Below are 22904 nucleotides of genomic sequence, written 5' to 3'. Positions count from 1 at the left end.
CTACGTGCACGTGGTGTCGCGTGGCGGCCGGAAAATACCGGCCAGCCGGACACGGAAACCGCATCTGGCTGTTCCATTGCGCACAATGTGCCCGCATAGCCCGCGAATTGGCGGTGCAGGGGCTCGCCGCGGCCGGATTCCGGCTGGTAGATTCTTGCCTATGCGCGTACAGGTAGTCGACCACCCATTGGTGGCACACAAGGTTTCCGTCCTCCGAGACAAGCACACCGCTTCCCCGACCTTCCGCCAGCTGACCGACGAGCTGGTCACCCTGCTGGCCTACGAGGCGACCCGTGAAGTGAAGACCGAAGAGGTCGAGGTGGTGACCCCGGTGGCGACCACGACCGGCATCACCTTCGCCAAGCCCACCCCGCTGGTGGTCCCGATCCTGCGCGCCGGACTGGGCATGCTCGAAGGCATGACCCGCCTGGTACCGACCGCGGAGGTCGGGTTTCTGGGGATGGCCCGCAATGAGGAAACCCTGGACATCATCACCTATGCGGACCGGGTGCCCAACGACCTGGCCGGACGTCAGGTGTTTGTCCTGGACCCGATGCTGGCGACCGGCGGTACCCTGGCCGAGGCCATCAAGTTCATCTTCGAGCGCGGCGCGGCCTCGGTAACCTGCATTTGCCTGATCGCCGCACCGGAAGGGATCGAGCGCCTGCGCGAGATCCACGGAGAAGACTCCCGGGTCCACCTGGTGCTGGCCGCCATGGACGAGAAGCTGGATGACAAGGCCTACATTATCCCCGGCCTGGGGGACGCAGGGGACCGCCTCTACGGCGTGACCCCGCCAATGCACTAGTCCTGGTCGGACTTGTCCTGCCGCTGGCCGGTACCATTGGCCAGCGGCAAACGTACCTCGAAGACGGTATGCCCCGGTTCGGAGCTAACGGTGATGGTGCCCTGGTGGGCCTCAACGATACTCTTGGCGATCGGCAGACCCAGTCCAGTGGTTCCGTCGGCTCCCGAACGGGCCGTATCCGCACGGGTGAAGCGCTCGAACACATGGGGGAGGAACTCGGGGGCAATTCCTTCACCGGTATCCGCCACCGTTAAAACCGCCTCCTTGGAGACGCTGTCCACGCCAACACTGACCGAGACGGAATTACCCACACTGGTGTGCTTGCGGGCATTGCCCAGCAGGTTGGTGATCACCCGACGGAGCGCGGACGAATCGCAGTTGATCGGAACCTGCGGTGTCTTGGCGGTAAACGACCATTGGTGATCGGTGGACGTTACCTCGAAGTCCTCGGTGATTTCCTTGGCCAGGGCCGCCAGATTCGCCGGGTGCATCTTGTAGGAATTGGATTCCTCCAACCGCGCCAGCAGCAGCAGCTGCTCCACCAGGGTGCTCATCCGGGAGCTCTGCTCCAGGACCCGGTTCACCGACCGGCGGCCGTCGTCCGAAAAATGCTCGGTTGCGGACAGCAACTCGGTATAACCGCGAATGGCTGAAAGCGGGGTGCGCAACTCGTGGGAGGCATCCGCCACGAACTGGCGCATCTGGGCCTGCGAGCGGTCACGGACCTTCAGTGCGCTGTCGACATTGTCGATCAAGGCATTCAGCGCCCTTCCCACATTGCCCACTTCCGTGCCCGGAATGGCATCGTGCGGGGCCACGCGTTGGTTCAATTCGACCCGACCCGTCTCCAGGTCGGTGCGGGCCACCGAGGAAGCCACCGCCGCAACACGTTTGAGCGGTGCGAAGGAGCGCCCAATCGCCCAGGTTCCTGCCAGTCCGGTGCTGATCACGGTCAGCACCCCGATCATTAGAGTCAGCCAGGCCATCTCACGCAGGGCGTTCTCGGTCGGCTCGGTGGGGAGACCGGTTATCAGCACCCCACCCGATCCCTGATCCGGTCTGGCCAGCAACAGGTAGTTGCCCAAGGACAGTGTGCGTGCCACCGGTTTGGAATTCACTTCCAGGGACAATAGCGGTTTCACGTCGTCTTCGGTGATCGTGATGATGTCGCCGGTTCGTTCATCCAGCCATGCTCCGGCGGTGAGATTACCGTCAACGAAGCGGGCATTGAGGGTTCCCGAGGCCTGTCCGGGGGCAAAGAGGTCATGTGAGGCGTGTTGCGGGGTGGAGTAGGTGGCCGCGCGATTCGCTGCCTGGTTCAGTTGCTCATTGAGCTGAGACATCAGGGTCTGGCGCATGCCGGCGTTGTAGAGCAGTCCCAACAGGATGCAGACCAGGGTCAGTGAACCGAGCAGGATCACCAGCAGCCGTCGCTGCAGGGTGTAGGGGGTCGGCCGGCGCGCCGGGCGGGAGGACAGGCTCATGCCGCGGGCTTCAGCACATACCCCACACCGCGCACCGTGTGGATCATCGGTTCGGCGTCAACATCGATCTTCTTGCGCAGGTATGAGATGTACAGCTCCACGATGTTGGCCTGGCCATCAAAGTCGTAGTGCCAGACGTTGTCCAGGATCTGGGATTTGGAGACCACCCGACGTGCGTTGTTCATCAGGTAGGCGAGCAGGTCGAACTCGGTGGCGGTCAGCGAGATGGCACGCCCTGCCCGTGAGACATCGTGGGAATCCAGGTTCAGGACCAGGTCGCCCACAACCAGCTCTGCCGTGTCGGCGCTGGTGGCTCCGGAGCGCTCCACCAGTCGGTGTAAGCGGATGAGCACCTCCTCCAGGCTGAAGGGCTTGGCCACGTAGTCATCTGCGCCGGCACCCAGGCCCTCGATCCGGTCCTCGACGGCATCCTTGGCGGTGAGGAACAGGACCGGCACATCGGGGAAGTAGCTGCGCACCTTGCGTAGTACCTCGGGACCGTCGAAACCCGGAAGCATCCAGTCAAGCACCAGCACGTCGGGGGAGAAATTGCGTGCGGTGGCCACGGCTTCGGGCCCGTCATGGGCGATGGCCGATTCCCAGCCCAGCATGCGTGTGCCCATGGAGACCAGTTCGGCCAATGACGGCTCGTCATCGACGACCAGGACCTTGATCGGGGTTCCGTCCGGATGGGTAAGTCGGGGCAGCTGGGAGGGCGAGAAGCGGGAATCATTCATGGTATTTACTTTCCCCTATTGCATTGGGCTGACTTTGTGTTTTAGCTGTGCGTTTACTGTGTCGGCTCACTTGATTTTATGCGGTCATGCGCAATACAGATAGAGGATTATTTGGTCAAGAGCGGTAAACGGCGAATGTTTGCACGATGAACAGCATGAGATGCTGAATGAATATACGGGGGTATGAATGGCTTGATCATATTGTCCATTCCTCTTGGGAATATCGAGCAATGCGCAGTACGTTAAGCGCTTGACGGTTCTATATGCCCAAGGTGGCAAGGGTCACAATTGGACAGTTTTGTCTCACATTCTGGACAGGGGCCCTGTTTGTTACTTGCAAGTTCCGAATGTTACGGGGAAACTGTAAGTGTGAGTCAGGCGCAGAGCAGTGCAAGCGAACCGGGAAACCATCCCCGGCTGTTTCGCATGTGCTGTTGTCGAATGCTCGGCGTCAGCGGGAAAGGCCCAGGGGGACGGTAGGGGAAATCGCACCAGGGCAGGAACCGCTGACGGGAAACCAACTGTTGTGGATGTAGAGAAGGACGTCCGCGGCGCAAGTAAACCCGAAGCATTAGCGCCAAACCACTTGGCCTTCGCAGAGTTAGAGGAAAAACATGACGGCTGGATCCGGATACGTACACGTCTCTATTCGCAACGCGCAGAACCGCGCAGCAGCAGCGCAGCGTTCGACTGCCGGCACCTACGCCCCGGCCGGTTATCGCCCGCTTCGAGCCGTGTCCACCAACCATGAGCCGCGAGAATCCGTAAAACATCAGGTCACCACCCCGGTCCAGACCGCTGGTAACCAGGGTGGCGCCGCAGATACCACTGCTCGCGGATTCGTGCTCTATGTCGGGTTGGATGAGGCCACCGCCCAGGCCAATGGAACCTCGCTGGGCAAGCTGGCCACCCAGGTTCGCGCCTTCCTGGCCACCCTGTCACCACAGGCGCAGACCCACGCGGCTGTGGCCCTGGCTCCGACAGGAGCCCAGGGGGAAGCCATCGATGTTGTCCGCCAGGCGTTGGGTGACCCCACCGTGAACCGGCGGGCCCGCGCCGAGAACCGTCCCTCGACCCCACGCCCCTCAGGCGTGCTGATCGACCTGTCGCGTCGTGAAGTCTACCTGGACGGTGAAACGCTGAACCTGACGTTCAAGGAATTCGAACTGCTCAACTTCCTGGTGGAAAACGGTACCCGCACCGTAGGCCGTGAGGAACTGCTGGAAAACCTGTGGCGCAATGCCGAGGAGATTCCCAACGAGCGCACCATCGACGTGCATATCCGCCGCCTGCGTTCGAAGCTGGGACGACTGGCCAACACGGTGCGCACCGTGCGTGGCCAGGGGTACCGCTTCTACGAGCACCCGGAAGTTGTTGTCTGGGCCGCTCCGGAATACTCCATCTAGCACACCATTTAAGCCAGACGGTGGCTGGATCCCTTTGCGGGATCCAGCCACCGTCTGGCGGTTAAGCTGGGGATATGAATACTTCGCATCTTCGTAGGCTCATCCTGCTTCGCCACGCCAAGGCGGATTATCCGCTGGGAGTTGCCGACCACGACCGGCCGCTGGCCGCCCGCGGAAACCGCGAAGCCCCGGCTGCCGGGCGCTGGCTGGTGGAGAACAACCTGATCCCGGACTACATCCTGTGCTCCGATGCCCTGCGCACCCGCGCCACCTGTTCCTGGGTGCTCTCCGAGCTGGGGGACAAGGGGCCGACCCCGTACCTGGACTCGCGGATCTACTCGGCTTCCACCTCGCAACTGTGCTCGATCATCAACGAAACACCGGATACCGTGACCACCTTGCTGGTCATTGGCCACCAGCCGGTGTTGCAGGACCTGGCACTGCGCCTGGCCTCAGCGCATTCCGATGAGGAATCGGTGTACGAGCTGGCCATGAACTATCCCACCCTGGGGCTGACCGTATTGGAGACCGAGCACTCCTACGCGCACCTGGATGCCCGGGATGCCAAGGTGACCCACTTCGCGGTACCCCGGGACTGATCCGGCCGCTACCCTGCAGTAGGCCGGATTCTTCAGGAGTCCTGGAAACGGTACGTCCCGGACGCCAGCTGTTGCAGCCCATACACGGTGGCCATGACGGCCTGCACACAGGTGCCCAGGTCCGGCATGGGATCGCTCAGCGCCCGTTCCCTGGCAGTGAGCAATGCGGCCCCGAACATGGCCTTGGCCGAGGCGATGAGCAGTGGTTCGGGTACCGCCACGGTGCGCCGTAGCACCGCGGCGATCTGCTCGGTGATCAATCGACGGAACTTATCAACGTCGGCGCTCCAAGGACTCTCACCGCGTTGTTGTTCGCTGATCCACAGCTGCGCGTAGGAGGGATAGGCCTGCACGAACCGGAAGGCCGAGAGCACCATGGCCTGCAGGGCTTTGAGTCCCTCCGGCTCGGCCGCGTCCTGTTCCAGTTCATCGAGCAGGCTCTGTGCACCGAATTCCAGCATGGCCCCGATCATGCTGTCCTTTGATCCGAAATTGTAGTAGACGGTGCCCTTGGAAACTCCGGCAGCCCGGGCGATTTCCTCCACCGAGACGGAGTTGATCCCCCGTTGGCCCAAGAGGGTCATCGAGGCGGCAAAGAGCCGTTCCTTCGACGTGGTGGCGCGTACCCGGGAGCGGGGAACGGCATCCGAACTCATATGCTCAACTCCGGTTGCAGGGACTTCAGGGTCCAGGTCTTGTGTTTGCGCACGGCCAGGGTGCTCAGGAGCAGACCCAGCAGGGTGTAGCCGAGTAGTCCCAGCACCACTTCCGTCAGCACCGACAAGTCAGCCCCGTAGATCAAGTGTCGCAGACCAACCACGACGTGGCCCATCGGCAGGATCCGGTGCAAGACATGCAAGGGCTCGGGTAGGGTCTCCCAGGGGAAGGTGCCCCCGGCAGTGACCAGCTGCAGCACCATCAGTACCAGTACCACGAACTTCCCGGCGGCCCCGGCCAGGGCGCAAATGCCCTGGATGATGGCGGTGAAGGCCATGGAGGCCAGGAACAGCAGCCCCCAGGTCAGCCACGGATGGGCGCTATCGAGCCCCAGCCAGAACAACACCACCGCGTAGAGCAGTGAGGACTGGATGACCGAGAGCAGGAAAAACGGCATCCAGCCGCCCACGGCGATCTTCCAATTGCGCCCGTTGGAAGCCAACGCGCGTTTGGTGATCGGGCGCATCACCTGGGTCAGGATGAATGCTCCGATCCAGGTGGCCAGGGTGATGAAGAAGGGGGCCAGCCCCTCGCCGTAGGCGCCGGCCTTGGCCTGATCGGTGCGATCCACCGAGACCGGATCACCCATCACCTTGGCCAGACGATCCTGGGTGGCCGCGTCGGGGTTCGGGACCTGGTCGGTGCCATCGCTCAGACCGGTGGCCAATTCCTGGGATCCTTCGCTGAGGTCCGCCGAACCGGTTCCCAGCTCGCTGACCCCGTCCTGCAATTGTTCGAGACCGGTGGACAGTTCGGTGCTGCCCTCGGCCAGTTGCCCGGCTCCTTCGGTCAGTTTTCCGGCGCCGGAATCCAGCTGTTTGGCCCCGGACAGGGCCTGGACCTGCCCGGAATAGAGCTCCCCAGCGCCTTCATCGAGCTGGCCTGCCCCTTCGGCCAACGCCCCGCTGCCGGTGGCGGCTTGATCGATTCCGGCCACCAGGGTGGGCACGGCCTGGTTCAACTGCCCGGTTCCCTTCGCCAACGTGGACAAACCGCTGGCCAGCTGCGCGTTTCCGTCGGCTACCTGTGCCGAGCCGTCGGCCAGCTGTTGGATCTGGTCCTGGGCGGTGGCCAGTTCCGCCTTCGCGTCCTTGGCCCGCTGCGCCAGCTGCGAATTGCCGGTGGCTTCCTGCAGGGCCGCGGAGACCTCCTCGACCAGCGAATCCGCCTGCTCCTGGGTGATGACACCGGTGTCCACCAGCCCCTGGATGCGCTCGAGGGCCTGTTTCTCGGCGGATTCAAGTTGCTTGCCGGTTTCGGCCTCCAGCGCGGTGATCACCTCGGCCGCCTCGGCGACCTTGGCGTTCAGTGCCGCATTGCCCTCGGCCACCTGCGCCGATCCGTCGGCCAGTTTCCGTGCCGCGGCGGCGGCATCCTGGGCGCCGTCATCCAGCTGTTGCACGGAGTCGGGCAGGGTTTTGGTTTGCTGCTGCATCGTGGACAGTCCCTCATACAGCTCGCTGGCCCCGGAATCCAGGGTGCCGGTGCCCTCGGCGAGGGACTTGGCGCCGTCGCGTAGTTGGGTTTGCCCCTCGACCAGGGAACTGCTGCCTTCCTTCAGGTCCCGGGTGCCCGCGGACAGTTCGGCGCTGCCACTGGCCAGGGAACGGGAGCCGTCAAGCAACTGTCGTGCCCCGTCGTTGAGTGTGGCCACCCCGTCGGCCAGCCGCAGCGTGCCGTCGTAGACCTGTTCGGCACCGTCGGCGGCTTCGGCCATGGAGGAGTGGATGTCCACGAAACCGGCGATCATCGAGTCCGCGGTCTGGGTACCCACCTCCTTGGCCACCGAGGTGTGCACCTCGTTGGCCAAGGTGTCGGCAAAGGTGCCCACCATGAAGTTGTTGGCATCATTGGTAGTGATCTTCAACAGCGCCTGGCGGGCGTGCTCGAAGTCGGCCGGCGAGGCCAGGTTCGCCGAGAAATCTGCGGGGATGGTCATCGCAAAGGAATACTCGCCGCTGGCCACCCCGGCGTTCGCGGCGGTCTCGGAACCCACCAGTTCCCACCCGAAGGTTCCATCCTCCAGCAGGGTCCGGGTGACATCGTCACCCACATGCAGGTCCTTGCCGGACTTCTCGGCCCCCTCATCGAGGTTGACCAGTGCGGCCCGCACCCCGGACAGGTGCGATTGCGGGTCCCAGTTCGCGTACAGGTACAGGGCGCCGTAGAGCAGGGGGACACAGCTCAAGGCGATGATCGCCAATTTGGGCAGAGTGCCACGGGTCATCCGCTTGAGCTCGGACAGCGCCAGTCTCAGGGTGGTCATGTGGGGTCCTTAACGTCTGTGGTGTCATCCGGGGCCGGCAGGCTCGTTGCAGCGGGATCGGGGTCCGCCTCGGGGGCTGCTTCCCGCAATGGCTGGATTGCCTGGTCTGGTGCCTCCGGTAGCGGCAGCGCGGTGGTCTTATCGGAGTGTTCCTGTGCCGGCCGGTTCCCGGTCGTGTCCGGTTCAGTGGCTGTCCCGGACGCTTCGGTGGTATCGGCTTGGGCCACCGGTGTGGCCTGGCTCTGCTCGGTGTCCGGGGTGTGCTCGGGCTCGGCTGGCTCCGCTCGGTGCAGGGGATCGGCCAGGTTGTCCGCGCCCAGATAGGCCACGGCTCCGTCCCAGCAGTCAGGAACCCGGCTGACCACGGCCACGACGGCCAGTTGCCGTCGGGTGCCGGCCAGCTCCTCGAGTAGTTCCAGCCAGCTGGCGTCCTCGATCCCGTGCCGGTCCGGCGAGTCGAAGACGGCCAGCTGCACCTGCCGGTATTCCTCGCTGAGCCGGGCCATGATCTCCAGCCGGATCAACGGCTCCACCGAATCAATCCAGTCATCTGCATACGGGGCGAAACCATGCATTTCAAGCCAAGCCTCGATGCCACGTTTGCGCCAGATCGGTTCGGGAACCAGGGACAGGTCTTCGGCCACGAGGTCACGGATCTTCAGGTGTTGCTCCGGGGCATTGATTTCCGGCGAGTCCACCAGGGCGCTAGCGGCGCGCAGCTTCGGCAGGCTGGTCGAGCCCTTCCAGCGTATGCTCCCCGAGTCCGGTTTCATCCTCCCGGAGAGCAGCAGGCTCAACGCGGTACGCGAAATCTGCGGTTCGGCCACGACCAGCATCACCTCGCTGCGCTGCACCTGCAGGGAGGTGGGGTCCACCAGGCTGGTGTGGCGGCCAGTAAAGGAAATCGACTCGGCTAAAAGCATGGAACAAGACTATTTGAACTGACCGGTCAGTTCAAATAGTAGGAGTATTCTTCTGGTCACACCCGACCGGGTCGGTCCATGTGCGTGAGGGGGTTGACAAACGCCGGGGACGGGGGAGAATTGACCACACAGCATTTGTGAGAGCGCTCACATTTTGATTCAAGTGGTGACCATCGAATGCTGGTCGACAAAAACGCCGGATGGGATCGGTTCTAGTTTTATTGTGAGAGCGCTCTCATGAAATTCAAGGGATTCGAACCGGCCAGCACCATTTCGCACCGCATCTGAGGAGAACGACGTGAAACGAGCAAGACGAATCAGGATTTCCGCCGCTGTTGCATCCGCAGCAGCCGTCGCGCTGGCGGTCACCAGCTGTTCCGGCGGCGGTACGGCCAGCGATGAGCCGGCGTCGACCGAGAACCCGGTCACCCTGAAGGTCACCACCTTCGGCACCATGGGACTCGACGGTCTCTACGAGCAATACGAGAACGACAACCCGGGGATTACCATCGAGGCGACTAACATCGACACCGGTGGCAACGCATTGACCGACTGGAAGACCAAACAGGCCGCCGGCTCCGGGCTGCCGGACGTGCAAGCGGTGGAAGAAGGCTGGCTGGGCCAGGTCATGACGGTTTCGGACACCTTTGTCGACCTGCGTGATCACGGCGCCAGTGAGATCCAGGACCGCTGGGTCCCGTGGAAAACCGCCCAGGCCACCGATCCCGAGGGCCGGATCATCGGTTACGGGACAGATATCGGCCCCCAGGGCATCTGCTACAACGGGGATCTCCTGGAGGACGCCGGACTGCCTTCGGACCGCGAGGAGGTCGCCGAACTGCTCGGCGGCGACTCCGCGAGCTGGAAGGACTTCTTCGACACCGGAAAGAAGTACGAGCAGGAAACCGGCAAGGCCTGGTACGACCAGTCCGGGTTCGTCTGGAACGCCATGGTGAACCAGCTGCCCGAGGGGTACTACACGGCCGATGGCTCCTTGAACATCGAGGGCAATACCGAATTGCGTGAACGGTGGGACCTGCTGGCCGATGCCGCGCAGTCCGGCCTCTCCGCGGCACAGACCCAGTGGGACTGGGGCAAGGGACAGGCCTTCGTTGACGGCTCCTTCGCCACCTTCGTCTGCCCCGGCTGGATGCTGGGCGTGCTCAAGGGCCAGGTCGAGGCCGCCGGCGGTGACGCCGACTCCGGCTGGGACTTCGCCGATGTCTTCCCCGGCGGCCCGGCCAACTGGGGCGGGACCTTCCTGACCGTGCCGGAACAGTCCACGCACCCGGCCGAGGCGGCCAAGCTCGCCGAATGGCTGACCAACGCCACCTCGCAGGCCGCGGCCTTCGAAGCGGCGGGAACCTTCCCGAGCAATATCGAGGCCCAATCCGATCCGGTGGTGACCGGCCAGAACGACCTGACCGCCTTCTTCAACGATGCGCCCATCGGCGAGATCCTGGGCAACCGGGCCGAGGGGGTGGAAGCCCAGTTCAAGGGGGCGGATGACTCGGTGATCCAGGAACAGGTCTTCGGACCGGCCACCATTGCGTTGGACAAGGGGACCGACGGGCAGAGCGCGTGGGACTCGGCACTGGAAACCCTGAAGAACCTGGACCTCAAGTAGCACCGGTAGCCAACGGGTCCGTGTGCGAACGCGGCGCGGACCCGATGGATACGTGCAGGAAGAACCGCACCATGAGCACACTTGCCAATCAGGCTCGCGGCACCGGCAACCCGCGCAACGGACCCGGGCCGACAGCGGACGTGAGGCCGCCACGACGCCGTCCCCAGGACGACCGGCGGAAACGGCGTCGACATTCGTTCAGCCGCTTCGATACCAAGGCCTCCCCGTATCTCTATGTGGCCCCGTTTTTCCTGCTCTTCGGCCTGGTGGGACTGTTCCCCCTGGTCTACACGTTCATCGTGTCGCTCAATGACTGGGATCTGCTCTCCGGTGCCGGTCAATGGGTGGGGCTGGAGAACTACCGGGTGGAACTGGCCGACCCGTACTTCTGGAACTCGCTGTTCAACACGTTCAGCATCTTCCTGCTCTCGGCCATCCCGCAGCTGGTGGTCGCCACCTTCATTGCCGCCATGTTGGACCGGAACATCCGGGCCAAGACGTTCTGGCGGATGGGGATCCTGCTGCCCTACGTGGTCACCCCGGTGGCCGTGACACTGATCTTCTCCAGCGCCTTCGATGAGAAGTACGGGATGATCAACAACCTGATCGGCATGCTCGATATCGACCCGGTGTCCTGGAAATCCGAGGTGTTCCCCTCGCACCTGGCCATCGCGACCATGGTGAATTGGCGCTGGACCGGTTACAACGCGCTGATCCTGCTGGCCGCGATGCAGGCGGTGCCCCGTGAGATCCACGAATCCGCGGCAATCGACGGGGCCGGGGCCTTGCGCCGCTTCTTCTCGATCACGTTGCCCTCGATCCGGCCCACCATGATCTTCGTGATCATCACCGCCACCATCGGCGGGCTGCAGATCTTCACCGAACCGAAACTGTTCAATCCGAGCAGCTCGGCGCTGGGCGGACCCAACCGCGAATACCAGACCACGGTGCTCTACCTGTGGGACCTGGCCTTCAATAGGGGAGACTTCGGCAAGGCCTCCGCCGTGGCCTGGATGCTGTTCCTGATCATCATCGCCATCGGGCTGCTGAACTTCCTGCTTTCCACCACGATCGCCTCCGCCGAAACCAGGCGGCGTGGTGCCCCACGCTTCGGGAGGCGCCGACGGAACCCGAGAGGCATCCCGATAGACACGATCGCGGCCGTGCAGTTCCCTGCCGCGGAACCAGCCGACCGCCAGGAGCCCAAGCCATGAGCGCCCCGACCCTAGCCACCCGGACGCCCCGGACTAAAACACCCCGTCGGGGCAAGTCCTTCGGCATCGATGCCCGACCCGGGTTCCTCACCTACGGGATCCTGCTGGCCTTTTTCCTCGGCGGGGCATTCCCGCTGTGGTATTCAATGGTGATCGGCTCCAGCACCGGCAGCGTATTCGCCTCCACCTGGCCGCCACTGCTGCCCGGAGGACAGTTCTGGACCAATGTCGCGGAGGTCTTTGCGACCGTGGACTTCTGGGGTGCGCTGTTCAACAGCATCATCGTCTCAGGGGTCATCACCTTCTCGGTTGTCAGCTTCTCCACCCTGGCCGGATACGCCTTCGCCAAGCTGCGCTTCCGCGGCAAGTCGGGGCTGCTGGTATTCGTCATCGCAACCCTGGCCGTGCCCACACAACTGGGCATCATCCCGTTGTTCATGATGATGAAGGAGTTCGGCTGGACCGGATCCCTGGGGGCGATCATCGTGCCTACCCTGGTGACCGCCTTCGGCGTGTTCTTCATGCGCCAGTACCTTGTGGATGTGATCCCCGATGAACTGATCGAGGCCGCACGGATCGACGGGGCGAGCATGATCGGCACGTTCTGGCATGTGGCAGTGCCCGCCGCCCGGCCGGCCATGGCGATCCTGGCGCTGTTCACCTTCATGACGGCCTGGACCGACTACCTGTGGCCGCTGCTGATCGCGCCGCAGAACCCCACCCTGCAGGTGGCCCTGAGCCAACTGCAATCGGCCAAGTACGTGGACTACACGATCGTGATGTCCGGTGCCGTATTGGCCACCATCCCGCTGCTGCTGTTGTTCATCGTGGCGGGCCGACAACTTGTTTCCGGAATCATGGCAGGAGCTGTGAAAGGCTAATGACTCACCAACTATCACCCGACTTCCACTGGCCACAGGGTTTCATCTGGGGTTCGGCCACCGCAGCCGCCCAGATCGAAGGCGCGGCGCATCTGGAGGGCAAGGAGGATTCCGTCTGGGATGCCTTCGCCCGCAAACCCGGGACGATCGCCGGGGCACATACCCCTGAAATCGCGGTGGACCACTACCACCGGTACCGCGAAGACGTGGCCCTGATGAGCGAACTGGGTCTGGATTCCTACCGGTTCTCCACCAGCTGGGCCCGCGTCGTTCCCGGCGGCCGGGAGGTCAACCCCAAGGGCCTGGACTTCTACTCGCGGTTGGTCGACGAACTGCTGGAGGCCGGGATCCTGCCTTGGCTGACGCTGTACCACTGGGACTTGCCGCAGGCATTGGAGGAACGCGGTGGCTGGACCAGCCGGGAGACTTCCCACCGGTTCGTGGATTACGCCGAGGCGGTGTACGCGGTCTTGGGCGACCGGGTGAAGCACTGGACCACCTTCAATGAGCCCTTGTGTTCCTCGCTGATCGGTTATGCGGCCGGGGAACATGCCCCGGGACGCCAGGACCCACGCGCCGCCTTGGCCGCGGTGCATCACCAGCATCTGGCCCACGGCCTGGCCACCGCCCGGTTACGCGAACTGGGTGCCGAACAGGTGGGTATCACGCTGAATCTGACCAATGCCGTGCCCAACGATCCGTCGGATCCGGTGGATCTGGAGGCGGCACGCCGGGTCGATGCCCTGTGGAACCGCATGTTCCTGGACCCGATACTGCGCGGTGCCTACCCCGCCGACCTGCTTGCGGACGTGGCGGGCTACGGGCTGGCCGAGGTGGTGCATGACGGGGACCTGGAAACGATCAGCCAGCCGCTGGATTTCCTGGGGGTCAACCACTATCACGATGACAATGTCTCCGGGCACCCGTTGGGACCGGGCGAGCCGGCCGCGGTGGTTCCCACCGATTCACCGAAATCCTCGCCCTTTGTGGGCAGCGAGTACGTGAGCTTCCCCTCCCGGGACCTGCCGCGCACGGCCATGGGGTGGGAAGTGAACCCGCGGGGCCTGTTGACCCTGTTGACCCGGTTGGGGCGGCAGTACCCGGACCTGCCACCGCTGTACATCACCGAGAACGGTGCCGCCTACGAGGAGCGGCTGACGGACCAGGGTACGGTCAGCGATCCGCAGCGGGAGCGGTACATCATGGACCATATCGAACAGGTGGGCCTGGCCATTGAAGCCGGGACGGATGTGCGGGGCTACTTCGTCTGGTCGCTGCTGGACAACTTCGAATGGGCTTGGGGGTACGCCAAACGCTTCGGGATCGTGCACGTTGATTACCGGACGCAACAACGAATTATTAAGGACAGCGGGAAGGCGTATGCCAAGCTGATTTCAGCCACTCGTACAATGGCCTGAACCGCCAGGGTCCGAAACAACCACCGTCCAGCCTTGGAATGAAGAAGCAGGAATGACCGAATCACGAAATCAGCAACCGACCCTGGAACTGGTCGCGGCGCGGGCAGGGGTCTCCCGGGCCACCGTCTCGCGCGTGGTCAACGGATCCAACAAGGTCAAGCCGTCGGTGGTTGCCGCCGTGGAGGCGGCAATCAAGGAGCTGAACTATGTGCCCAACCGGGCGGCGCGCTCGCTGGCCCAGGGGCGCACCAACTCGATCGCGTTGGTGGTGCCGGAGAACACCGCGAAGTTCTTCGCCGACCCCTATTTCGCGACCGTGGTCCAGGGGGGCGGCACGCTACCTTGCGGACACCGAATTCATGCTCACCCTGCTGCTGGCCACCGAATCAGATCCGGACAAAACGGCAAGGTACCTGCAGGGTGGGAATGTGGACGGTGCGCTGGTACTCTCGCACCATGCGGCGGATCGTTCCTATGCGGATCTGGGCGGAAGCCTGCCCATGGTGTTCGGCGGACGCACCATCAGCACCGACCGCAGCGAGATCTACACGGTGGACATCGACAACGTGGCCGCCGCCCGGCAGGCGACCGGGGTGATCATCGAACGCGGTCGGACCCGGGTGGCTTCGATTGCCGGCCCACAGGATATGGGAGCGGGGCTCGACCGCTTGACCGGATTCCGGCAAGCAGTCCGGGATGCCGGGCTGGAACCGGTCGCGGTGATCGAGGGCGACTTCACCCCCGATGGCGGGAAACAGGCCATGCAGCAGCTGCTCTCCAGCGGACAGCAGCTGGATGGATTGTTCGTGGCCAGCGCCCAGATGGCCTTCGGTGCCTTGCGGGCGCTGGAGGACGCGGGGATCCGTGTGCCGCAGGATGTGTCGGTGACCAGCATCGATGACGACTCGTTTGCGCGTAATGCCACGCCGCCGTTGACTACCGTGGCCCAGCATCCCGAACGCCAGGGGGAGATCATGGCCGAAGTGCTGGTCAAGCGGATCCAGGGCGAGCAAGTCCCGGTCTTCAGCATCATGGATACCGAATTGATCCTGCGCCAGTCCCACTAGGACCCGGTTGGATCCGCTTCCCTCGTGAGCGGCTTTCCCGGGGAGAGCCGCTCACGACACCGGTGTTACAGGGTGGCAAGCACCTCTGCCACCGGCCGCCAGTCGTAACCGAACTCCTCGGCCACCGATCCCAGGGTCAGGGTGCCGCCGTGCGCATTCAGGCCATTGGCCAGTCCTTCGTCCTCGCGCAGCGCCTGGGCCCAGCCCTTGTCGGCGATGCGCAGGGCATAGGGCAGGGTGGCGTTGGTCAGCGCCGCGGTGGCTGTCTGCGGCACCGCCCCGGGCATATTGCCCACACAGTAATACAGCGCGTCGTGCACCGTGAACGTCGGGTCATCATGCGTGGTCGGGTGCGAACCCTCGAAACAGCCGCCCTGGTCGATGGCGATATCCACCAATACCGAACCGGGGCGCATCCGCTCGACCATCTCTAGGGTGACCAGCTTGGGAGCCGCCGCACCGGGGATCAGCACCGAGCCGATTACCAGGTCGGCGTCGGCGACCTGGTCGGCGATGGCCAGCTTGGAAGAGGCCAGGGTCTTGATCCGTCCGTGGTGGGTGGTGTCGATCTCCTTCAGACGGGCCAGATTCAGGTCGATCACCGTCACGTCCGCGCCGAGTCCGGCACTGGCCACCGCGGCGTTTTCCCCGGCCACGCCGCCGCCGATCACCACGACCTTCGCCGGACGGGTTCCGGGAACCCCTCCCATCAGGATGCCCGACCCGCCGGAGGGGTGAAGCAGGGTGACCGATCCGATCTGCGCAGCCAGCCGCCCTGCCACCTCGCTCATCGGGGCCAGCAACGGCAGGGTGCGGCCCCGGGTGACGGTCTCGTAGGCGATCGCTGTGGTGCCGGCGGCCAGCAGGGCGTCGGTGCACTGCCGGGAGGCGGCAAGATGCAGATAGGTGAACAGCACCTGGTCCTTGCGTAGTAGCGGGTACTCGGCCGCGATGGGTTCCTTGACCTTGAGCACCAGTTCCCCGGAGGCGAAGACGGTGGCGGCGTCCGGCACGATCTCGGCCCCGGCCGCGGTGTAGGCCCCATCGGTGATTCCCGAACCCAGCCCCGCGGTGGTCTCAATGAGCACCCGGTGGCCATGCGCGACGAATTCGGATACCCCGGCCGGGGTGATGGCCACCCGGTCCTCGTTGTTCTTGGATTCCTTTGGCACGGCGATAATCATGGGGCTGGCTCCTTGGTAACGGACAATCCTTCGATCGGGATGTGTTGTAAACCAACGATACGTTCGCACCGGGAATCGGGCATCTCTATGACAGGGAAATCCCGTGTGGGGTGTGGAACCGGAACGGGCTTGCCGGAAAAGGGTCGGAAAACACGGAAAACCTGCGAGAGGTGTGGACCAATCGCAGGTTTTCCGCTTGTGCGCCCAAAGGGATTCGAACCCCTGACCTTCTGTTCCGTAGACAGACGCTCTATCCAGCTGAGCTATGGGCGCATATTCACTTGTGTGTCGTCGTGACGACTTGAATAACTATACACAAGCTTCCGGGTCACTGCGAACCGAAACCGGGGAAAGTGTGGCGTTTCACAAGCGGCCCTCCCGTCCTGGGGCCCACCGTCCGCATGGTTCCTGCCGAGCCTGGTCTGGAACGGTCCATCGTCAGGGGTCGGACCATCTCCTGCGACCCAGTCCGGACCGGAGCGCCTGCGCCTCGTGCTCGTACCCGGACGACACCATGAAGTGGGACTCATGCCTGCTCTTCTGTTGACACGACTCCGGCTGTGGCCGGCGCACCTATGGGGGAGACCCCGCGGATCAGCTTCACGGAGATCCAGAGGCACGGTACGAGCAGGAGCAAGCCCGGGACAATCGAGGCTGCCGTGTCGGGAAGGGGTATTAGGCCGCTCAGCATGGGCAAGACGAACAACAGCGGAACAACAAGCGGCACCACCTTGCTGCGCCACAGGGCGAAGCCGAGAAGGAACAGTGTCGTGTAGAAACCGGCGAGACCGACCAGTAACGGGACATAGAACCCTGGCATGTTGCCCGCTGCCGTAGCCAGGTCCACCGCAGCTGCCGTATCCCCTCCAGAAGTCACGACAGCGAATAAGGCCAGTTCGGAGCTCAGAACCAGAAACAGCCCGATTCCCGCGATGATCCCGGTGAACAAGCCGGTGATGCCGAGCACCCGTCCGCGACCTCGTGCGATCGTGAATCCCCCGATCCCCAGTGCCGCCGCCATGAGGAAGACCGTGCCACCAATCTGCACCACCAGTGGTGGGTAGCCATTGAGGCTTCCTTCCGCGAACGCCCTGAACTGTTCCTCTGCGGATTCGAAGTTCTCGGTGTGCAGCAAGCTGGGGAGAATGATGATTCCAAATGTGCCGAAGGTGATTCCGACCGCGCCTAGCCAACGCATCACTGAATCCAGACGTTGCATGACTCCTCCAACTCCGCAACCACGGCGCTCAGCGCGCTTATTGCGGAGTATAGGACGGGCCTTGGCGAGCCGCAACGGGTCGACGAGACTCATGTGAAGGGCCCGTGAATCCGGGAGGTGTTGGTGCGCAAGGGCATGCAAAAAGCTGCGACGCGGAGAACCGTGTCGCAGCTTTTTTGCATATTCTGTGCGCCCAAAGGGATTCGAACCCCTGACCTTCTGTTCCGTAGACAGACGCTCTATCCAGCTGAGCTATGGGCGCATATTCTGTTGTCGTCCGCTCGCGCGAACCTCGAATAACTATACAGAGGATTCCCGGTTCGTCAAAATCGGCGTCAACGGAGTCCTTCGGGGCGAAAAACTACTTTGTGTAGAAGTCATAAAGTATACCGGTATACGTGACCTTCGTCACAGTACTGCTATTCTGGTACTAAGTGAATCCGCGAATTCACGGGGTTTTTGCCTAATCGGGGGTGCGCTTCCCTGAATTCTGCGGTTCACGTCACAACGGTGGCAAAACCCCGACCCCCTAGCCTTGAACTATTGCAAGTTCAGCCCAATGGAGGGAATGGATAATGAGCTCAAGCTCCGATCAGAACGTACTCGATGCAGCACCCACCACGCACGCCAAGCTGGCCGCGTGGGTTGAGGAAGTTGCCGCGCTGACCAAGCCTGATCGTGTCTATTGGGTGACCGGCTCCGTGGAGGAGAACGACCGCCTGTGTGCTGAACTGGTTGAGGCAGGGACCCTGGTCAAGCTGACCGACCCGAACTTCCCGAACTCCTACGCCGGCTTCTCCGACCCGGCCGATGTGGCCCGCGTTGAAGAACGTACCTTCATCTGCTCCAAGGAGAAGAAGGATGCGGGCTTCACCAACAACTGGGAAGACCCCGCTGTCATGAAGCAGCGCCTGAACGGGCTGTTCGACGGCGCCATGCGCGGTCGAACCATGTACGTCATCCCCTTCGTGATGGGGCCGCTGAACGCGGAACATCCTGCCTACGGCGTGGAAATCACCGACTCCGCCTACGTTGTCGCCTCGATGCGCATCATGGCCAAGATCGGTACTGAGGTGCTGCGCAAGATGGAAGCCGAGGATGCCTTCTTTGTCCCCGCCCTGCACTCGGTAGGCGCTCCGCTGGAGCCGGGACAACAGGACGTGGCCTGGCCATGCAATGAAGACAAGTGGATCGTGCATTTCCCAGAGGAACGTGCCATCTGGTCCTACGGCTCCGGCTACGGCGGCAACGCGCTGCTGGGTAAGAAGTGCTACTCGCTGCGTATCGCCTCGGCCATGGCCCGTGACGAGGGCTGGCTTGCCGAGCACATGCTCATCCTTAAGCTGACCAGCCCGCAGAACAAGTCGTACCATATTGCCGCGGCCTTCCCGTCGGCCTGCGGCAAGACCAACCTGGCGCTGCTGGATCCGACCATCGAGGGCTGGAAAGCCGAGACCCTGGGCGATGACATCAACTGGATGCGCATCGGCAAGGAAGGCGAACTACGCGGCGTGAACCCGGAATACGGGTTGTTCGGCGTGGCCCCGGGCACCGGCTGGTCCACCAACCCGAACGCCATGCGCGCAATCACCAAGGGCAACACCATCTTCACCAACGTCGCGCTCACCGATGAAGGCGGTGTCTGGTGGGAAGGCATGACCGACGAGGCCCCGGCGCACCTGACCGACTGGTTGGGCAACGACTGGACCCCGCAGTCCGGCACCAAGGCAGCGCACCCGAACTCGCGCTTCTGCACCCCGATCGACCAGGTCGACATGCTCTCGGAGGACTACTACTCGCCCAACGGCGTGAAGATCGACGCGATCCTCTTTGGTGGCCGCCGCAAGACCACCATCCCGTTGGTGACCGAGGCCCGTAGCTGGACCAACGGCATCTTCATGGGCTCGACCCTGTCCTCGGAAACCACAGCGGCCGCAGCCGGTGCCACCGGCCAGGTGCGTCGTGACCCAATGGCGATGCTGCCTTTCATCGGCTACAACGCCGGTGACTACCTGAAGCACTGGGACCAGATCTCCGAGAAGCTCAACCCCGAGCAAATGCCGAAGATCTTCCTGGTCAACTGGTTCCGCCGTACCCCTGAGGGTGGCTTCGCCTGGCCAGGATTCGGGGATAACTCGCGCGTGCTGAAGTGGGCCATTGAGCGTATCGAAGGCACCGCGGATGCCACCGAAACCATCATCGGCAACGTGCCGACCGGTGAGTCCCTGGACCTGTCCGGTCTGGAAGGGTTCACCCCGGCGGATGTTGAGACCGCGGTGGCCGTCAACAAGGACGAGTGGGTTACCGAGGTCGAGAGCATCGAGGAATGGTACGCCAACTTCGGTGACGCGCTGCCGGCCTCGCTGCGCGCCGAGCTGGAAGGGCTGAAGGAACGCCTGGGCGCCTAATCGCACAAATTGCGAACACGAAGATCCCGTCGGGACTGTCTCCGGACAGTCCCGACGGGATCTTCGTTTATGGCGGGAGTGTCGAGGAGCGCGAACCCCTTTCCAGCCCCATGTTTCCAGAATAAACAATGGACAAATCCTCAGGTCGGGCCCCATGATGGGCGCAACCGTGCATTGTCGGCGGTGGTGCACTGGGCAACCGGCGGGAAGGGTGACAGAAGGTCTTTCTGCTTCCCGGTGACAGTGCCGCCATGGTGGATGGTGCCGTGATCCGTCAGTGAAAGGAAAAACCATGGATTTCTTCTCCAGCCTGTGGAGCGTGTTCTGGTCCACGCTCGTGATCTTTGCCTTCATCGCCTACCTCATGGCGCTGTTCACCGTCATCGGGGACTTGTTCCGCGACAGGTCGCTGAACGGATGGGCCAAGGCCCTGTGGCTGGTCTTCCTGTTTTTCGTCCCTTTCCTCACGGTCCTGGTGTACCTGATTGCCCGCGGGGCCGGAATGACCGAACGCCAGCTGGCTCAGGTCGAACGCGCCAAGACCGAAACCGATGCCTACATCCGGTCGGTCTCCGAGATCTCCCCGGCACAATCCATCAAGGAAGCCAAGGCGTTGCTGGATGAGGGGACAATTACGGTCGAGGAATACGAACGGCTCAAGGCCAAGGCCCTGGCCTAGCCGGTGCCGGTGGGTCCGGGGTGTTGCCGGAGCTCTCAGCGGCGGGCTTGAGGCTGCCGGGACTCGGCGGTATAGCCGAACGCGGCCACGGCAAGTAACAGACTCACCAAGGCTGTCACGGCGAAGGCCACGGGGGACTGTTCACCGCCTAAGCCCACCAGCGGGCTGACCAGCGCCCCGGCCAGGAACTGGGAGCAACCCAGGGCGGCCGAGCCGCTGCCGGAGGTCTTGCGTACCTCGTTGAGCGCCAACCCGGTGGTATTGCCCATGACCATTCCTATCGGGGCAACCATGAAGAAGATCACCACGGCCAGCAGCACCGACTGGAAGCCGGCCAGTGCCAATGCGGTCATCACCAGGCTGGCGGTGAGAACGATCAGCAAGGCGACGGCAATGGTGCGGCGCAGGGGCACCTTGGTGGCCAGTCGTGCGGAGATGATGCCTGAGGTGATCAGGCCAAGTGAATTGATGCCGAAGCACAGCGCGTATCCGGTGGGGCTGAAACCCATGATGTTCTGGTACAGGAACGGGGAAGCGGCGATATAGGACATCATTGCGGCGAATGCTGCCGAGAACAGCACCATGTAGCCTACGAAACGTCGCTGACGCAGCACCTGCCCCAACGGGGCAAACAGCGCACCGGTGCTCCGGGCGGGAACCGGGTGCGTTTCGCGTACCACGAAGAATGAGCCCAGGGCCGTCAGCGTCGCGGCGAACCCCAGCACCCACAAGACCGCACGCCACCCTCCGAATTCGGCTACCCCGGCACCCATCAAGGGGGCCACCGCTGGAGCTACTCCGCCAATTGTCATCAGGATGGAGAAGATGCGGGCCGTCTGCGCACCACTGGTTACGTCGGCCACGATGGCCTTGGAAATGACCAGACCCGCCGCGGCACCGATACCCTGTACACCACGGGCTACCGTCAGCAGTTCCAGGCTGGGAGCCAGCGCGGCGCCTACGGACGCGAGTACAAACAACAAGGTGCCGTAGCGCAGGGGAGTGGTCCGTCCCCAGCGGTCGGAGAGCGCGCCCCAGACCAACTGTCCTAAGGCCATGCCCACCAGGAAGGTGGTCAATGTCAGCTGCACGGCCGAGGCCGTGGACGCGAACTCCTGCTGCATGGCGGGGAAGGAAGGCAGGTACATGTCCGTGGCCAAGGGGCCGGTGGTGCCCAAGAGCACCAGTACGGCGAAAAGGGCAGGGCCCAGCCGGGCAGCGGAGGAGGAAGTGGGCATAGGCCCCATTCTAGGGTTCACCTGGCACCGGCGGCTGGATGCCAGCACACGTATTACGGGGTGATGCTCGGCTCACCGGAATGATCACCGGTTGCGGACTGCGGCTGCCCGGTCGGTGCCGGTGTGCTATCCAGCCAGGCCACACAGGCCCCGGCCACCGCCACCAGCACGATCCCGAGCAACGCCCAGGCGCCGAGGGACTGGCCCAGCACCGCCCAGCCCATGAGTGTGCCCATGGCCGGGTCGATGGCAAAGAGCGTGCCGATGACACGGGCGGAGGTAAGCCGCGCGGCCAGGGTGTCCACGGCGTAGGGAACCGCCACCCCAATCACCCCGCTGAGGGCGAGCATGCCCCACTGGTGTGCGGTGACATCGAGGAAGCGCGGAGCCCCGAAGGGCAACGAAACCAGGGCCGCCACGGCGACCGACAAGGCCAGTGAGCTGATCGAATCCTGCTGTTCCTTGCCGACCTTCTCGGCAAAGATCGTATAGAGGGCGAAACACAGTCCGGCGCCGATCCCGAAAGCGAAGCCCACGGCGTGGAAATGTCCGGCAGGTCCGGCAATGAGAATGACACCGGCCAGGGCCAATCCCGCCCAGAGCGCCTGGCGCAACCTCCGGGCAAGGAGCAGGGCCACCATGGCCGGGCCCAGGAAGTCCAGGGTCACGGCGATTCCCAGGGGAAGGTATTCGATCGCCTTGTAGAGCAACAGGTTCATCACCGCCATCACCACCCCGTAGCCGATGACCGCGGCCCACTGCCCGGCACTCTTCCCGGTGAACGACGGACGCAGCACGGCCAGGAGCACCGCAGCGGCGATCAGCAGCCGCAGCGAGGAGACCGCCGGGGAACCGAGGCTGTCGAACATCGTGGCCGAGAGCGCGGAGGAAAGCTGGATTCCCAACGAACCGATGAGCACATACAGTGCCGCGCGTGACCCCGGATGCGCCACGGCAGAAGTTGGGGTTGAGGTTCCTGGCACGACGGCTGGTCCTTCCGCGAAAGGGGATGGTTGAATTCAGTGGTGC

Annotated in this window: 18 protein-coding genes, 2 tRNA genes and 1 pseudogene; 10 read left to right on the top strand and 11 right to left on the bottom strand. The window is 63.5% G+C overall.

Annotated elements, in window-relative coordinates:
- Positions 1-160 precede the first annotated feature (160 nt).
- A complete protein-coding gene (gene upp, locus OK351_RS15470) occupies positions 161-808 on the top strand; it encodes a uracil phosphoribosyltransferase (RefSeq protein WP_265160774.1) in 648 nt (215 codons plus the stop codon).
- Here upp and OK351_RS15465 read toward each other — a convergent pair.
- Positions 805-2292: a sensor histidine kinase gene (locus tag OK351_RS15465; protein ID WP_265160773.1), complete on the bottom strand. Its 1488-nt coding sequence runs from the start codon at positions 2290-2292 to the stop codon at positions 805-807. The two genes, upp and OK351_RS15465, sit on opposite strands and share 4 nt — an antisense overlap.
- Positions 2289-3029: a response regulator transcription factor gene (locus tag OK351_RS15460; RefSeq protein WP_265160772.1), complete on the bottom strand. Its 741-nt coding sequence runs from the start codon at positions 3027-3029 to the stop codon at positions 2289-2291. The genes OK351_RS15465 and OK351_RS15460 overlap by 4 nt, the downstream gene beginning before the upstream one ends.
- A gap of 614 nt (positions 3030-3643) precedes the next feature.
- Between OK351_RS15460 and OK351_RS15455 the strand changes: the two genes are divergently transcribed.
- Together OK351_RS15455 and OK351_RS15450 are read left to right on the top strand one after the other, a co-directional pair.
- The gene (locus OK351_RS15455) at positions 3644-4435 is read left to right on the top strand and encodes a winged helix-turn-helix domain-containing protein (protein WP_265160771.1); all 792 of its coding nucleotides are present in this window, start codon (positions 3644-3646) and stop codon (positions 4433-4435) included.
- A 74-nt stretch (positions 4436-4509) separates the two neighbouring features.
- Positions 4510-5034 (top strand): SixA phosphatase family protein, encoded by a 525-nt coding sequence (locus OK351_RS15450; RefSeq protein WP_265160770.1) that lies wholly within the window; start codon positions 4510-4512, stop codon positions 5032-5034.
- A 32-nt stretch (positions 5035-5066) separates the two neighbouring features.
- Here the strand turns inward: OK351_RS15450 and OK351_RS15445 are convergent, their stop codons facing one another.
- Genes OK351_RS15445 through OK351_RS15435 form a run of 3 tightly spaced genes read right to left on the bottom strand, consistent with a single transcriptional unit; the run spans position 5067 to position 8940 of the window.
- On the bottom strand, positions 5067-5690 hold the full coding sequence (locus tag OK351_RS15445; protein WP_265160768.1) for a TetR/AcrR family transcriptional regulator: 624 nt from the start codon (positions 5688-5690) through the stop codon (positions 5067-5069).
- Positions 5687-8017, bottom strand: coding sequence for a YhgE/Pip domain-containing protein (locus tag OK351_RS15440; protein WP_265160767.1), 2331 nt, complete (start codon positions 8015-8017; stop codon positions 5687-5689). Before OK351_RS15440 ends, OK351_RS15445 begins: the two co-directional genes overlap by 4 nt.
- Positions 8014-8940, bottom strand: coding sequence for an ABC transporter ATP-binding protein (locus OK351_RS15435; RefSeq protein ID WP_265160765.1), 927 nt, complete (start codon positions 8938-8940; stop codon positions 8014-8016). Before OK351_RS15435 ends, OK351_RS15440 begins: the two co-directional genes overlap by 4 nt.
- Positions 8941-9238: 298 nt before the next feature.
- On the opposite strand from OK351_RS15435, the gene OK351_RS15430 reads away from it, so the two are divergent.
- The 5 genes and pseudogenes from OK351_RS15430 to OK351_RS15410 all read left to right on the top strand — a co-directional run bounded on the left by OK351_RS15430 (position 9239) and on the right by OK351_RS15410 (position 15147).
- Positions 9239-10567, top strand: coding sequence for an ABC transporter substrate-binding protein (locus OK351_RS15430; RefSeq protein ID WP_265160763.1), 1329 nt, complete (start codon positions 9239-9241; stop codon positions 10565-10567).
- Between the two features lie 71 nt (positions 10568-10638).
- Positions 10639-11781: a carbohydrate ABC transporter permease gene (locus tag OK351_RS15425; protein WP_265160762.1), complete on the top strand. Its 1143-nt coding sequence runs from the start codon at positions 10639-10641 to the stop codon at positions 11779-11781.
- On the top strand, positions 11778-12662 hold the full coding sequence (locus OK351_RS15420; RefSeq protein WP_265160761.1) for a carbohydrate ABC transporter permease: 885 nt from the start codon (positions 11778-11780) through the stop codon (positions 12660-12662). The genes OK351_RS15425 and OK351_RS15420 overlap by 4 nt, the downstream gene beginning before the upstream one ends.
- Positions 12662-14080 carry a GH1 family beta-glucosidase gene (locus tag OK351_RS15415; protein ID WP_265160760.1) on the top strand — a complete coding sequence of 473 codons (1419 nt, stop codon included), beginning with the start codon at positions 12662-12664 and terminating at the stop codon, positions 14078-14080. The genes OK351_RS15420 and OK351_RS15415 overlap by 1 nt, the downstream gene beginning before the upstream one ends.
- Before the next feature lie 52 nt (positions 14081-14132).
- Positions 14133-15147 (top strand): annotated as a pseudogene (locus tag OK351_RS15410) (LacI family DNA-binding transcriptional regulator).
- 65 nt (positions 15148-15212) lie between these two features.
- Here OK351_RS15410 and ald read toward each other — a convergent pair.
- From ald to OK351_RS15390, 4 genes are all read right to left on the bottom strand, one after another.
- Positions 15213-16331, bottom strand: coding sequence for an alanine dehydrogenase (gene ald, locus OK351_RS15405; RefSeq protein WP_265160758.1), 1119 nt, complete (start codon positions 16329-16331; stop codon positions 15213-15215).
- Positions 16332-16530: 199 nt separating this feature from the next.
- Positions 16531-16604, bottom strand: a tRNA-Arg gene (locus tag OK351_RS15400).
- 253 nt (positions 16605-16857) lie between these two features.
- Entirely contained in the window at positions 16858-17550 is a 693-nt protein-coding gene (locus tag OK351_RS15395; protein ID WP_265160756.1) for a hypothetical protein, read from the bottom strand.
- Between the two features lie 188 nt (positions 17551-17738).
- Positions 17739-17812 (bottom strand) — tRNA-Arg (locus tag OK351_RS15390).
- Between the two features lie 313 nt (positions 17813-18125).
- On the opposite strand from OK351_RS15390, the gene OK351_RS15385 reads away from it, so the two are divergent.
- Together OK351_RS15385 and OK351_RS15380 are read left to right on the top strand one after the other, a co-directional pair.
- Positions 18126-19958: a phosphoenolpyruvate carboxykinase (GTP) gene (locus OK351_RS15385; RefSeq protein ID WP_265160754.1), complete on the top strand. Its 1833-nt coding sequence runs from the start codon at positions 18126-18128 to the stop codon at positions 19956-19958.
- A 292-nt stretch (positions 19959-20250) separates the two neighbouring features.
- Positions 20251-20637, top strand: a complete 387-nt coding sequence (locus tag OK351_RS15380) for an SHOCT domain-containing protein (RefSeq protein WP_265160751.1) — start codon at positions 20251-20253, stop codon at positions 20635-20637.
- Between the two features lie 35 nt (positions 20638-20672).
- Here OK351_RS15380 and OK351_RS15375 read toward each other — a convergent pair whose 3' ends face one another.
- Positions 20673-21875: a multidrug effflux MFS transporter gene (locus tag OK351_RS15375; protein ID WP_265160747.1), complete on the bottom strand. Its 1203-nt coding sequence runs from the start codon at positions 21873-21875 to the stop codon at positions 20673-20675.
- Between the two features lie 53 nt (positions 21876-21928).
- On the bottom strand, positions 21929-22858 hold the full coding sequence (locus OK351_RS15370; RefSeq protein ID WP_265160745.1) for an EamA family transporter: 930 nt from the start codon (positions 22856-22858) through the stop codon (positions 21929-21931).
- Positions 22859-22904: the final 46 nt, after the last annotated feature.

It is taken from the genome of Glutamicibacter sp. MNS18, from assembly GCF_026107515.2.
Lineage (GTDB): Bacteria > Actinomycetota > Actinomycetes > Actinomycetales > Micrococcaceae > Glutamicibacter.
This window is presented reverse-complemented; position numbering and strand designations above follow the sequence as displayed.

What these genes read in the sequence shown, in the direction of transcription:
- upp (WP_265160774.1), top strand. Translation starts at nt 161, where the DNA reads ATGCGCGTACAGGTAGTCGACCACCCATTGGTGGCACACAAGGTTTCC.
- OK351_RS15465 (WP_265160773.1), bottom strand. Translation starts at nt 2,292, where the DNA reads ATGAGCCTGTCCTCCCGCCCGGCGCGCCGGCCGACCCCCTACACCCTG.
- OK351_RS15460 (WP_265160772.1), bottom strand. Translation starts at nt 3,029, where the DNA reads ATGAATGATTCCCGCTTCTCGCCCTCCCAGCTGCCCCGACTTACCCAT.
- OK351_RS15455 (WP_265160771.1), top strand. Translation starts at nt 3,644, where the DNA reads ATGACGGCTGGATCCGGATACGTACACGTCTCTATTCGCAACGCGCAG.
- OK351_RS15450 (WP_265160770.1), top strand. Translation starts at nt 4,510, where the DNA reads ATGAATACTTCGCATCTTCGTAGGCTCATCCTGCTTCGCCACGCCAAG.
- OK351_RS15445 (WP_265160768.1), bottom strand. Translation starts at nt 5,690, where the DNA reads ATGAGTTCGGATGCCGTTCCCCGCTCCCGGGTACGCGCCACCACGTCG.
- OK351_RS15440 (WP_265160767.1), bottom strand. Translation starts at nt 8,017, where the DNA reads ATGACCACCCTGAGACTGGCGCTGTCCGAGCTCAAGCGGATGACCCGT.
- OK351_RS15435 (WP_265160765.1), bottom strand. Translation starts at nt 8,940, where the DNA reads ATGCTTTTAGCCGAGTCGATTTCCTTTACTGGCCGCCACACCAGCCTG.
- OK351_RS15425 (WP_265160762.1), top strand. Translation starts at nt 10,639, where the DNA reads ATGAGCACACTTGCCAATCAGGCTCGCGGCACCGGCAACCCGCGCAAC.
- OK351_RS15420 (WP_265160761.1), top strand. Translation starts at nt 11,778, where the DNA reads ATGAGCGCCCCGACCCTAGCCACCCGGACGCCCCGGACTAAAACACCC.
- OK351_RS15415 (WP_265160760.1), top strand. Translation starts at nt 12,662, where the DNA reads ATGACTCACCAACTATCACCCGACTTCCACTGGCCACAGGGTTTCATC.
- ald (WP_265160758.1), bottom strand. Translation starts at nt 16,331, where the DNA reads ATGATTATCGCCGTGCCAAAGGAATCCAAGAACAACGAGGACCGGGTG.
- OK351_RS15395 (WP_265160756.1), bottom strand. Translation starts at nt 17,550, where the DNA reads ATGCAACGTCTGGATTCAGTGATGCGTTGGCTAGGCGCGGTCGGAATC.
- OK351_RS15385 (WP_265160754.1), top strand. Translation starts at nt 18,126, where the DNA reads ATGAGCTCAAGCTCCGATCAGAACGTACTCGATGCAGCACCCACCACG.
- OK351_RS15380 (WP_265160751.1), top strand. Translation starts at nt 20,251, where the DNA reads ATGGATTTCTTCTCCAGCCTGTGGAGCGTGTTCTGGTCCACGCTCGTG.
- OK351_RS15375 (WP_265160747.1), bottom strand. Translation starts at nt 21,875, where the DNA reads ATGCCCACTTCCTCCTCCGCTGCCCGGCTGGGCCCTGCCCTTTTCGCC.